The sequence below is a fragment of the Arthrobacter sp. 24S4-2 genome (assembly GCF_005280255.1).
Classification (GTDB): Bacteria; Actinomycetota; Actinomycetes; order Actinomycetales; family Micrococcaceae; genus Arthrobacter.
Map to the genome: position 1 here is coordinate 438261 of NZ_CP040018.1, position 11766 is coordinate 450026.

Genomic DNA, 11766 nt, shown 5'->3' on the forward strand with positions numbered 1-11766 from the left:
CACCGCTGGCACTGCTGGCACGGGAGTCGTTGGGGCACGTGATGCTCGCGGCAGCAGCGGTGGTGTCCCGCTTCCGCCGTGCGTGTGGGGAGTGTGCACCGGAGGGAACTGCTGTGCTAACCCAGCAGCGTGTTGACCAGCCGTGCTGCCACCCTGGCCGTGCGCTGGTCGATGTCGAACTTCGGGTTCAGCTCGGCGACGTCCAGATGCAGCAGTTTTCCGCTGGCAGCCACCTGCCGGCAGACGGCGCTGATCACCGGCAGCGGCACGCCGTAGGCCGCCGGAGCGCTGACCCCCGGCGCCACCGCGGCGGGCAGCACATCCAGGTCGATGGTCAGGTAGAGGACGTCCACGGTGTCCAGGAAATCGGCCACGAAGTTCCGGGTGGCCTCCGCCGAGCAGTCCTCGTCGAGAAGGTATTTCGCCCCCAGCCGTTTGGCGGTGTTGAACAGCGTGCGGGTGTTGTTGGGCTCGGAAATCCCGACGACGGCGTAGTTCAGCTTGCGCTCGGCGGCCTCCTCCGCGCGGGCCATCTGCAGGAACGGCGTGCCCGAGGACGGCTCGGGAGCGTCGCGAAGGTCGAAGTGCGCGTCCAGGTTCAGCACGCCCAGGCGCCTGCCGTCCCGCACGGCTGCCGAACCGGCCACGCCGAGGTAACTGGCGAACGCTGTTTCGTGGCCGCCGCCCAGCACCACGGTGAGGTTGCCGGCGTCGAGCATTTCAGATATTGCCAGCCCGGCACGGACCTGGCCGGCCTCCAGCGCATTGTCCCTGACAGTGACGTCGCCGGCGTCGAACACCTCGCGGGGGAGGTGGAAGGCGAGCGGCGCAAGGGCGGCGCGGATGGCGGCGGGGGCCGCGGCGGCACCCACGCGGCCCTTGTTGCGGAGCACTCCGGCGTCGCTGCTGAAACCGAGGACGACGGCGGGACGCGTGCGGGGCGATGCGTCTTCGGGCTGGAGGGCAGCGGGCTCGTGGCGGTACGGCTTGATGGCCTGCCACCAGCGGCGGTGCTCGGCGCTGTCGCCGTCGAACCTGCCCGTCCAGGTCAGCGGCGGGATATCGACAGTGAGGGCTGTGTGAGGCATATTCCAAGCTCACCGCAGCCGAGCCCCGAAAACCAGCCCCGCCGCCGTCGGGCTGTCCCGAATCCCGGACACTCGGTTAAGACAGCGGGGGGAGGCCGGCTAGAGGACGCCGAGGACCTGTTCGACCGGGCCAATGCCGAAGAACAGGAGGAACGCGGCAGCCACGACCCACATAAGCGGGTGGATTTCGCGGGCGCGGCCTTCGAAGGTGCGGATCAGCACATAGGCGATGAACCCCGCGCCCAGGCCGTTGGCGATGGAGTACGTGAACGGCATCAGGCTGAAGGTAAGGAACGCGGGGAGCGCAATGCCCCAGTCCTGCCAGTCGATCTTGCCCACCTGCGAGACCATCATGAAGCCCACCACCACAAGCGCCGGAGCCACGGCCTCGAATGGGACCAGGTTGATCAGCGGCGTGAAGAACATGGCCACCAGGAACAGCAGGCCGGTGACGATCGAGGCCAGGCCGGTCCGGGCGCCCTCGCCGATGCCCGCTCCGGATTCCACGAAGATCTGGTTGGAGGAGACGGACGCGCCGCCGCCCACGATCGCGCCCAGCGCGTCAACCTGGAGCACCCGGTCCACGTTGGGGATGTTTCCGTCCTTATCCACTGTTCCGGCCTCGTTGGCCAGGCCCACCATGGTGCCCATGGCATCGAAGAAGATGCTGAGCAGGATCACGAAGGCCAGCAGGGTGGCTGCCACGAAACCGAGGTGTTCGAACGCGCCGATGGGGTTGGCCTTGCCGATCAGGGACAGGTCAGGCGCCGCCCATTCGGTGAACTTGGGGGCCACGAGGGACCAGCCCTGCGGGTTGACGTTCTTGCCGTCGAAGCTGGGCCCGATTTGGAGGGTGAATTCCAGGATCACGGACAGGACGGTGGAAGCGATGATGCCGATCAGGATGGCACCCTTGACCTTGCGTACCAGGAGCCCGATGGTCAGGATGAGTCCGAAAACGAACACCAGGGTGGGCCAGCCCAGGAGCTTGCCGTCAAAACCGAGTCCCACCGGAACTGTGGTGCCGGCCGCGTCCGGGATGCGGCGCACAAAGCCTGCGTTGACCAGGCCGATCAGGGCGATGAACAAGCCGATTCCCACCACGATGGCCGTTTTCAGCCCGTCCGGGACAGCCTTGAACACCGCAGTGCGGAATCCTGTGAGGACCAGGACCAGCATGGTGATGCCGGAAAGTACCACGAGCCCCATCATGTCCGGCCAGGTCAGGCCCGGATTCGTTGCCACGGTGACGGCCACGAAGGCGTTCACGCCCAAGCCCGTGGCCATGGCGAACGGGTGCTTGGCCCAGGCGCCCATCAGGATGGTCAGGATGCCCGCCGCAAACGCGGTGGTGGCCGCGACGGCCGGGAAACCGAGGGTTGCGCCGCTGGAGTCGGCCCCGGAGAGGATCAGGGGATTCAGCACCACGATGTAGCTCATGGCAAAGAACGTGGCAAAGCCGCCCCGGATCTCGCGGGAGAAGTTTGACCCCCGCTCGGAAATCTTGAAGTACCGGTCCAGTGCAGAGCCCTGCTTAAGCATTAGTCCTCCGGGGAGAGTGTTGGGGATTACTTGAATCCTAGTAGGTTGCCGGGCCGCGCCCCTGCGATTTCGCCTAGTCTGTAAGGAAGCCAACACACAGGAGTAGTCCCCCTATGCGTCCCATCCGCCAGCTGCTGAGCGCCCTGTTCGGCGCCCTCTTTATTGCGGCCGCGGTGCTGTTTGCCGCGGCACCCGCCTCAGCCCACGACGCCGCTGAATCCAGCAGTCCCGCTCAGGGCGCCACCGTGGCCACGCCGCCGGAGAAGGTGTCCGTCACCTTCAACAAGGACCCGCTGGCACTCGGCTCCCAGATCCAGGTGAAGGATGCGGCAGGCACCAACTGGGCTGACGGTCCCGTGGAAATCGTGGACAACGTCGCCTCGCAGAAACTTCGCGATGGGGCCCCCGCCGGGGAGTTCACCGTGGTGTGGCGCGTGGTCAGCTCCGATTCGCACCCCATCGAGGGCACCTTCACGTTCACGGCCACGGCCGGTGCGGCGGGTTCGACGGCGGGCAGCCCGTCAACCGGCAGCCCGACGACGGCGGGCCAGGTCCCGACGGCCGGCACCGCCCAGCCCGGAACCACGACGGCGCCCGAGCCGGCGCCCGACGCGTCGGAACCATTCCCCTGGAGCCTGGTGCTGTTCGCCGGGACTGCCGTTGGCATTCTGGTGGCGCTTGGTGTGCTGGCAAAACGCAACCTCAAGTCGCCGGACGGCGACGCCGATGAGGACACTGGCGGCGACGGGAAGGCCGACGAGGATAAAGCCGGCGACGGGAAGTGAGCCCCGCCCTGGCGGGGCCGCAGCCTTACGCCGGCGAGGGCAGGGCGGCGAAGCTTCCGGTGAGTACGGACGGGACGCTGTCCGGGTAGACCTTGGCTGAGATGGCCTGGCCCACTACCTTTGCCTGGCGGAGCACTTCCTTTGGCGTGGGAGTGATCAGTTCGCCAACGCCCACGAGGTAGATGCCGATGGCGCGCATGGCGGCGGCGAGGTTCTGGCCCAGGGTCAGTCCAAGGTCCGCGAGCCAGCGGCGCAGCTGGCTGTGCGCGCCGCGGGTCAGGACGATGTGGTGCGCCAGCAGGATGCCGTCCGGGGTGTGGACAGCCCATTGGTGCATGGATGGTCCGGAGAGTTCCGTGCCCAGCAGGTTCAGCTGCACAGCGCGGGTGTTGTTGCGGATGTCCAGATTGTGGCTGGTGGCGTAATTTCGCAGATGCCGGAGGATTTCGTTCCGTTCCTGCATGGTGGCCGAATTCGGGGCATCGCAGCGGGGCAGGGAGACGGTGTTGGGGGACTGGATCCCGCCCAGGGTTTCGAGCGCGTCCACAGTGATGGAGTCCACGCCCCGCCGCCGGAGCTCGCTGGCAACAGCCAGGCCCGGCAGTCCGGATCCGATGATCACCGTGGTGGTCTGTTCGGTCCCGCCGCAAATTGGCATGCTCGACACTGCTGGTTCCTCCTCGAATGGTTCACTGTGCAGATCTGGTCCTTCTGCACTTTCCGAAACCCCCAAAGTCCGGCCGCATCGCATGAAACCCGGAACTGTGTTCTGAAACACATATCTCAGTTTCGCAACGCCTCGACAATACAGAACTTTTCGGGCTCTGGATAGCCTTTGCCGGACATTGGCTACCCCAACAATCTCACACCTGTAATTTTGCTCATCGGAGGTGGGATCTCTATGTTTCCGGACTGTAAAAAATGGGAGCAGAGTCGGTGTCCGGGGTGTTTCCTCGCCGCAGATTTGGCCTGCTTGCCTAGAGTTCGGCAACCGAGAATAGTTATCAGAAAGAGCGGATTTTCAGCCAGCAGCGGGACCTGGCTCCCGGATCACGCCGGGAGCAGACACTTCTGGCAGAATAGCGGCAACATCAGGCAGTATCGCGAGGAGGCGGACCCCATGGGCCGAGATCAGGTGCACCCGTCAAGGGATGACGACGGCGGTTCTGCCGCCCCCGAAGGGATTGTGGTGGGCGTGGACGGTTCCGACCATAGCCAGTGCGCCCTCGTGTGGGCCGCCCGCGAAGCTGAACGCCGCCGCCGGCCCCTGCACATCGTGACCGCATACTCCGTGCCGATCTTCGCCGCGTCCGGGCTGGACGGCGGCTACGCCACGGTTGATGACTCGGTGATCCGCGAGGGCGCCGAGGCCATCCTCAAGCAGGCCATGGACAAGGTGGCCCCGTACGACATCGACGTTGACGCCTCCGTGGAGAACGGCGACGCCTCCGGCGTGCTGCTGGAGATGTCCGAAACCGCGGAACTCCTGGTGTTCGGCACCAGGGGCCGCGGCGGTTTCGTGGGCAGGCTCCTGGGATCGGTCAGCAGCGCCCTGCCGGCACACGCGAAATGCCCCACGGTCACCGTGCCGCTGATCTGCGCAGACCGCCTGGGGGAGACCACGGACGACAAACATATCAAGGCCGAGCAGGCCAAGTCCGGCCACCAGGCGGTGGAGCACGTGGTGGTAGTGGGCGTTGACGGTTCCGAGCAGGCCCGCGTGGCCGTGCTGGAGGCGGCGGACCAGGCCGAACGGCTCGGTGCGCCGCTGCGCGTGGTGTGCGCCGTGCCCCAGTACAGCGGGTCGCTGGCGTGGGTCCCCGCGCCGATGGACAGGGAAGCGCTGTTCGCGGACATCCGGGTCCAGCTGGAGGCAGGAGTGGCCTGGCTGAAGAGCCACTACCCCAAACTGACTGTGGAGACCCGGCTCGTGGACGGTTCCCCTGTTGAGGTGCTCGTGCAGGAAAGCCGGCACGTGGAACTCGTGGTGGTGGGAACGCGCGGCCACGGCGGATTCGCCGGGATGCTGCTGGGCTCGACGTCGGACGGCATTCTTCACCACGCCAAGGCGCCCGTGCTGGTGGTACCGGACAGGGAAGACCCGCGGCTCGCGGACCGTGCCAGCTTCGGTCCGATGCTCGGCGCAGCCTAGTCCGTCCGCTTAACACATTGGCTGGGCCCTGCCTGGTCCGCCCGGCAATACCGTCCCCAAATCAGGAGGCCAGTGGTGAACCAGACCAGCATCCCAGCAGGGTCCCAGGACGGGCTGGTGCTGGGCCTGGAGCTGATCAACGCCGGCATGCTGGCCCGCGTGGGCGGCAAGGCTGCCAACCTCGGGGAGACCACCGGTGCCGGACTTCCCGTCCCGCCCGGGTTCTGCCTAACCACGGACGCGTACCGTCGGGCTGTTGTCCCCGCGGGGCTGGAGGACGTGCACCGCGGCTTGGCGGCCACAGGGTCCGGTGACCTCCAGGCCTTGGCGGACCTCGCCGCCCGCGCCCGTGAGCTCATCCTCGGCGTGGACATTCCGGCGGAGATTGCCGACGCCGTCCGGACGTCCTATGCGGCGCTGGGGACCGACGTTCCGGTCGCCGTGAGGTCCTCGGCAACGGCCGAGGACCTTCCGTTCGCAAGCTTTGCCGGCCAGCAGGACACTTACCTCAATGTTGTGGGCGGGGACGCCGTGCTGGCGGCTGTCCGGCAGTGCTGGGCCTCGCTGTGGACCGACCGGGCGGTGGCCTACCGGGCCACGCACGGCATCAGCCCTGCAACGGTGGCGCTCGCGGTAGTGGTCCAGCGCATGGTGGATGCCTCCGTGGCCGGGGTCCTGTTCACGGCGAACCCGGTGACCGGAAGACGCCGCGAGGCCGTGATCGATGCCAGCCCGGGGCTGGGCGAGGCAGTGGTTTCCGGTGCGGTGAACCCGGACCACTTCGTGGTGGACGCAGCCACCAACGAGATCCTGGAGCGCCGGCCGGGGGACAAACGCATCGCCATCCGGCCGCTGCCTGGCGGAGGCACCGAGCGGATCAGCCTCGCCGCGGATTCCGCCCCGTCCCTAAGCGACGCCCAGATCAGGGAACTGACGGCGCTGGGCAGCCGTGTGGAGCGGCATTACGGGGCGCCGCAGGACATTGAATGGGCCATCGACGGCGCGGACAAGCTCTGGCTGACGCAGTCCCGTCCCATCACCACGCTGTACCCCTGCCGGACGTCCGTCCGGACCTGCCGGCACCGGAGGGGACTCGCCTCTACCTGTGTTTCAGCCTGGCCCAAGGACTCACGCGCCCCCTCACCCCGATGGGCATGGCCGGATTCCGCCTGATCGCATCCTCGGCGGCCCGCGCAGCAGGTTTCGACGTTCCGGATCCCCGCAACGGACCGGCCCCGTACCGGCAGGCAGGGCTGCGCCTCTTCTTCGACCTCACAGCGGTTATCCGCAGCAGTGTGGGCCGCGCCTTTGTACCCCGTGTCTTCGACGTTATGGAAGCCAGGTCTGCCGCGGTGCTCCGCGGGCTGTTTGACGACCCCAGGTTCACCGTCACCAACAGGTCCCCGTGGCGGGTCCTGAAGCACGTGGGTCCGGTGGCGGCGAAGGCCAGGGTGCCGGAGTCCTTGCTGCGTGCGCTGATCCGCCCGGAAGCGGCGCTCCGCAGGGCGGACGGAATCGGCGAACAGCTCAGGGCTGCCCTCGTGGTTCCAGCCAACGCCACACCGGCGGAGCGGCTGAACCACGCAGAACGTGTGCTCGGCGGCGAGCTCTTCCGGATCGTGCCCGGCGTGCTACCGCTGCCGGCGCTGGGGTTTGCTTTGCTGGCGGTCGCCGGGAAGCTGGCCGGGAGGAGCCCCGAATCCGGTGCCCTGCAGGCTGTGCTGCGCGGGCTCCCCAACAACGTGACCACGGAGATGGACCTTGCACTGTGGCAGCTGGCCACGGACATCCGCACCGAGCCTGCCGCCGTCGCAGTATTTGAGGAGTCGTCGCCGCCGGAACTGGCGCGGCGCTACCGCGCCGGTGAGCTGCCCGCCGTCGTGCAGTCCGGGCTGGCCGGATTCCTGGCACGGTACGGCCACAGGGCCGTCGCTGAAATCGACCTCGGCTTGCCCCGCTGGTCCGAGGACTCCGGGCACATCCTCGGAGTCCTCGCGAACTACCTCAAACTCGACGATCCGGCCCTCGCACCTGACAGGCAGTTCGCCAAGGCTGCCCGCGAGGCGGACGCCCAGATCGAACGGCTTGTGGCCAGGGCGGGGGAGAAGGGCGGGCCGATGGGCAGGCTGCGCGCCCGGCTGGTGAGGGGCGCGCTGAAGCGGACCCGCATGTTTGCCGGCCTGCGCGAACTGCCGAAATACCACCTTGTGGAGGGCCTGGCCTTCGTGCGGCAACAGCTTTCGGCAGTGGGGGCGGAGCTCGCCGCGGCCGGCCGCATCACCGACGCCGATGACATCTTCTTCCTGGACTTCGCCGAAGCCCACCGCGGCCTGGCCGGTGCGGCGCTCCACGGGATCGTGGCCGAGCGCCGGGAGTCCTACGACGCCGAACTGGGCCGCCGCCGCATTCCCCGGGTGCTGCTTTCGGACGGAACGGAACCTGAAGCGCTGCAGCCCCGCGGAGGTACAGCGGCGGAAGCAGCCGCCGGCCTGCTGTCCGGAACGCCGGCGTCGTCCGGCACCGCCACCGCGAAGGCCCGTGTCATTCTCGACCCGCAGGGTGCGCAGCTGGAGCCGGGCGAAATCCTCGTGGCACCCTCAACGGATCCGGGCTGGACGCCATTGTTCCTCACCGCCGGCGGGCTCGTGATGGAGATGGGCGGCCCAAACTCCCATGGGGCAGTCGTGGCCCGCGAGTACGGCATTCCCGCCGTCGTCGGCGTCCCCGACGCTACTGTGGCCATCAGTACCGGTGAGGTTATTACGGTCGATGGCGGGGCCGGCACCGTCACGCCCGCCAAAGGCTGAAGGACTGCCGGGACGGCTACCTGAAAGGCCTCCGGCGTGCTCCCCAAAGGGGGTGTACCGCGGGTGCCCGAGGCGTACTCTGGAATCAATAAGCTGCATTGTTGGAGCGGAGTGTTGTCATGACCAGAAAATGGCTGCGGTGGATGCCCGCCGTGGCCGTCCCCGCCGTTATTGCCGCCGCCGCGTTGGCCGGGTCCGTGCCCGCCAGCGCAGGGGACCCGTTGCCCGCCAAGAGCCCCGCAGAGGTTCTGGCGCTGGTGGCGCACCACTCTGCCCCGTCCCTTTCCGGGACGCTGGAGCAGACATCCCAGATCGGCCTACCCGAGGTCCCGAACGCCGGCCCCACGTCAAGCAGCGGCGCAGCAGCCGCGCTGGAGCTCCTGGGCGGCCCGCACACGGCCCGGGTGTTCCTGGACGGAACCAGCAAGATGCGCATCCAGGTGCTGGACCGCCTCGCGGAGCGCAATGCCGTGCGGAACGGTGACCAGGTGTGGCTGTATAACTCCAAGGACAACACCGCCACCCATCTGACGCTCCCTTCAGACCCCGGGCAACACATGAGTTCCGGCCAGAACAAGCATCTGGAAACCGGAACCGACGGTGTGATGCCCACGCCGGAGGACCTGGCCGCACGTCTGCTTGCCGCCGCTGACCCTACTACTGAAATTGCGGTCCTCCCGGAGGTCAACGTTGCTGGCCGGGCCGCCTACAACCTGATGATCACGCCGCGGACGGAGGGCACGTTGATCGGCTCTGTGGCCATTGCGGTTGATGGCCAGAGCGGCCTGCCGCTCAGCGTCGAACTGAAGGCCCGCGGACAGGCAGAGCCGGCCTTCAGGCTGGCGTTCACTAGCCTGTCGCTCGAGGCGCCGGACGCTTCCCTGTTCGCGTTCAGCCCGCCGCCGGGCGCCATGGTGAAGGAAGCGGAAGTCCCCGCCCACGGCACGGGACACCTGCCGGGACGCGTGCCCGACCCTAGCACGGAAAGTGGCATTGTGCCGGACACTACGGTTCCTGAGGCTACCGTTCCCGAAGCAGTCGCTCCTGACGCAGTGGTTCCCAACGCAGTGGTTCCTGACGCAGTGGTTCCCAACGCAGTGGTTCCTGACGCAGTGGTTCCTGGTCACCGGGATCCGAATGGCGGGCTCCCGCGGCCTACGGTTACCGGAAGCGGATGGGAGAGCGTGGTGGAAATCCCCGCCAGCCCGGCCACCGCGGAAGCTGGCGCCATGCTGTCCAGTGATCCGCTGCTGCAACAGGCCGCACTTGCGGTGCCAGGCGGACGGTTGTTCAGCACCGCCGTCGTGAATGTCCTGTTTACCGATGATGGCCGCGTCTTCGCCGGCTCTGTGCCCGCGGAGCGCCTGCTTACCGCTGCTGCCGCGCGGTGACAGCCGCCGGCCGAACCGCCCACCTTGCCGTAGGCGACCTTGCCATAGAAACGCGCGGCCTCAGCAAACGGTTCGGCCACCAGCTGGCGGTGGACGGCGTCGACCTGACCGTTCCGAGGGGATCCGTCTTTGGCTTCCTGGGGCCGAACGGCTCCGGCAAAACCACCACCATCCGCATGATGCTGGGCCTTGCCGGTGCCACGGAAGGTTCCGTGCGGGTGCTGGGCCTGGAGATGCCGGACCGTTTCCACGAGGTCCTGCCGCGGGTGGGCGCCCTGGTGGAAGGCCCGGCGTTCTACCCGTTCCTGTCCGGGCCGGCCAATCTTCGGCGCCTCGATGCGGCCGACCCCTATGCTGCGGCTTCCACGCGCGGGGCCCGGGTGGCATCCGCCCTGGAGCGGGTGGGCCTCACGCACGCCGCCGGGAAGAAGGTCCGCGCGTATTCGCTGGGCATGAAGCAGCGCCTGGGCATCGCCAACGCGCTGCTCTCGCCCCGGGACCTGCTGGTCCTCGACGAACCAACCAACGGGCTGGACCCGCAGGGCACCCGCGAAGTCCGCTCCCTGGTCCGCTCGCTCGCGGCCGACGGTGCCACGGTTTTCGTCTCCAGCCACCTTCTGGCCGAAGTGGAACAGATCTGCACGCACGCGGCCGTGATGAGCGCAGGGCGGCTGGTGGCGCAGGGAACGCTCCCTGAGTTGCGCGACGCGGGCAACGCCCGGATCCGCCTCGTAACGCCCGACGCCGGCCTGGCCGAGGGCGTCTTCGCCACGTTGGGCATGACTCCTGTGGGAGGCCGGAACAACGGCGCGCTGCTGTTCGCGGCCTCAGGGACCGGCGCCGGCGCCGGAGCCGCAGCCGTTCCTGCAACCGCCGGTGGCGCGATTACCGGTCCCGCAGCTGCCGGCCCCGCAACGGCCGCCGGTGGCGTCCCAAGCGGCGGTGAAGTGGAACCGGAAGCCGTGGTGGCTGCCCTGGTCGCTGCCGGGGTGCGGGTCCGCGGCTTTGCGGTGGAACAGGGCAGCCTCGAAGACCGCTTTGTGGCGCTGACGGGGGAGGGGTTCGACATTGCCCAATAGAGATGTCGCGGCTGCAGCGGTGGACGGCACCCGCGCTGCCGCAGATGACACCGGAGCGGAGCCAGCGGCGGGCAGAGCCTCCTCCGGATGGCCGCTGCTGGCGTCGGAGCTGACTGTCCTTTTCCGCCGGCGCCGCACGTGGGCGATGCTGTTGGCGCTCGCAGCCGTGCCGGTGCTGATGGCCGTCGCCGTGCGGCTCTCCTCGGCTGTGCCTCCAGGCCGTGGCCCGGCGTTCCTCGACAGGATCACCCAGAACGGGCTCTTTGTGGGTGTCACGGCGATGCTGGTCTGCGTGCCGCTGTTCCTGCCGCTTACGGTGGGCGTCGTGGCAGGAGACACGATTGCCGGCGAGGCGGGACTGGGGACGCTGCGTTATCTTCTGCTTGCACCGGCCGGCAGGGTGCGCCTTTTGCTGGTCAAATATGCGGGTGCAGCCGCCTTCTGCGTGGTGGCCCCGCTCGTTGTGGCGCTGGCCGGTGCCGGCATCGGTGCGGTGCTGTTCCCGGTGGGTCCAGTGACACTGCTGTCCGGGGATGTGATCACGCCGGCGGAAGCGGTGGTGCGGCTGCTGCTCGTGGCCGCGTATCTGACCGTGTCGCTGCTGGGGCTCTCTGCCGTCGGGCTGTTCCTCTCCACCTTGACGGATGTGCCGGTGGGGGCCATGGCGGCCACCATTGTGGCGTCGGTGGTGTCCCAGGTGCTGGGTGAGCTGCCCCAGCTGGAGTGGCTGCACCCGTGGCTGTTCAGCCACTACTGGTTCGGTTTCGCCGACTTGCTCCGCCAGCCGATTGCCTGGGATTCCTTCGGCAGCAATGCCCTGCTGCAGGCCGGATACATCGCCGCCTTCGGCGCGCTCGCCTACGGCCGGTTCGTCACTAAGGACATCTTGTCCTAGGCGTTGTCCTGGACGCCGGCGGCCTGA

The 11766-nt window shown here is 68.1% G+C and carries 10 protein-coding genes; 7 read left to right on the top strand and 3 right to left on the bottom strand.

Annotation, left to right across the window (positions count from 1 at the left end):
- Window positions 1-116 precede the first annotated feature (116 nt).
- Together hutG and FCN77_RS02125 are read right to left on the bottom strand one after the other, a co-directional pair.
- Window positions 117-1088: a formimidoylglutamase gene (gene hutG / locus FCN77_RS02120; RefSeq protein WP_137320923.1), complete on the bottom strand. Its 972-nt coding sequence runs from the start codon at window positions 1086-1088 to the stop codon at window positions 117-119.
- A 99-nt stretch (window positions 1089-1187) separates the two neighbouring features.
- On the bottom strand, window positions 1188-2630 hold the full coding sequence (locus FCN77_RS02125) for an NCS2 family permease (RefSeq protein WP_137320924.1): 1443 nt from the start codon (window positions 2628-2630) through the stop codon (window positions 1188-1190).
- A gap of 113 nt (window positions 2631-2743) precedes the next feature.
- Here FCN77_RS02125 and FCN77_RS02130 point away from each other — a divergent pair, with 113 nt between their 5' ends.
- Window positions 2744-3415: a copper resistance CopC family protein gene (locus FCN77_RS02130; RefSeq protein ID WP_137320925.1), complete on the top strand. Its 672-nt coding sequence runs from the start codon at window positions 2744-2746 to the stop codon at window positions 3413-3415.
- 25 nt (window positions 3416-3440) lie between these two features.
- Here FCN77_RS02130 and FCN77_RS02135 read toward each other — a convergent pair whose 3' ends face one another.
- Entirely contained in the window at window positions 3441-4073 is a 633-nt protein-coding gene (locus tag FCN77_RS02135) for an FAD-dependent monooxygenase (RefSeq protein ID WP_137324599.1), read from the bottom strand.
- 462 nt (window positions 4074-4535) lie between these two features.
- On the opposite strand from FCN77_RS02135, the gene FCN77_RS02140 reads away from it, so the two are divergent.
- From FCN77_RS02140 to FCN77_RS02160, 6 genes are all read left to right on the top strand, one after another.
- Window positions 4536-5567 carry a universal stress protein gene (locus FCN77_RS02140; RefSeq protein ID WP_137320926.1) on the top strand — a complete coding sequence of 344 codons (1032 nt, stop codon included), beginning with the start codon at window positions 4536-4538 and terminating at the stop codon, window positions 5565-5567.
- 75 nt (window positions 5568-5642) lie between these two features.
- On the top strand, window positions 5643-6740 hold the full coding sequence (locus tag FCN77_RS27485) for a PEP/pyruvate-binding domain-containing protein (RefSeq protein WP_368074306.1): 1098 nt from the start codon (window positions 5643-5645) through the stop codon (window positions 6738-6740).
- Window positions 6722-8374, top strand: a complete 1653-nt coding sequence (locus FCN77_RS27490; protein WP_368074307.1) for a PEP-utilizing enzyme — start codon at window positions 6722-6724, stop codon at window positions 8372-8374. The genes FCN77_RS27485 and FCN77_RS27490 overlap by 19 nt, the downstream gene beginning before the upstream one ends.
- 119 nt (window positions 8375-8493) lie before the next feature.
- Entirely contained in the window at window positions 8494-9765 is a 1272-nt protein-coding gene (locus tag FCN77_RS02150) for a hypothetical protein (protein WP_137320927.1), read from the top strand.
- Complete coding sequence (locus tag FCN77_RS02155) at window positions 9762-10844, top strand: ABC transporter ATP-binding protein (RefSeq protein ID WP_137320928.1); 1083 nt, start codon at window positions 9762-9764, stop codon at window positions 10842-10844. Before FCN77_RS02150 ends, FCN77_RS02155 begins: the two co-directional genes overlap by 4 nt.
- A complete protein-coding gene (locus FCN77_RS02160) occupies window positions 10834-11739 on the top strand; it encodes an ABC transporter permease (RefSeq protein WP_254678814.1) in 906 nt (301 codons plus the stop codon). The genes FCN77_RS02155 and FCN77_RS02160 overlap by 11 nt, the downstream gene beginning before the upstream one ends.
- Window positions 11740-11766: the final 27 nt, after the last annotated feature.

What these genes read in the sequence shown, in the direction of transcription:
- hutG (WP_137320923.1), bottom strand. Translation starts at nt 1,088, where the DNA reads ATGCCTCACACAGCCCTCACTGTCGATATCCCGCCGCTGACCTGGACG.
- FCN77_RS02150 (WP_137320927.1), top strand. Translation starts at nt 8,494, where the DNA reads ATGACCAGAAAATGGCTGCGGTGGATGCCCGCCGTGGCCGTCCCCGCC.
- FCN77_RS02135 (WP_137324599.1), bottom strand. Translation starts at nt 4,073, where the DNA reads ATGCCAATTTGCGGCGGGACCGAACAGACCACCACGGTGATCATCGGA.
- FCN77_RS02130 (WP_137320925.1), top strand. Translation starts at nt 2,744, where the DNA reads ATGCGTCCCATCCGCCAGCTGCTGAGCGCCCTGTTCGGCGCCCTCTTT.
- FCN77_RS27490 (WP_368074307.1), top strand. Translation starts at nt 6,722, where the DNA reads ATGGCCGGATTCCGCCTGATCGCATCCTCGGCGGCCCGCGCAGCAGGT.
- FCN77_RS02140 (WP_137320926.1), top strand. Translation starts at nt 4,536, where the DNA reads ATGGGCCGAGATCAGGTGCACCCGTCAAGGGATGACGACGGCGGTTCT.
- FCN77_RS02125 (WP_137320924.1), bottom strand. Translation starts at nt 2,630, where the DNA reads ATGCTTAAGCAGGGCTCTGCACTGGACCGGTACTTCAAGATTTCCGAG.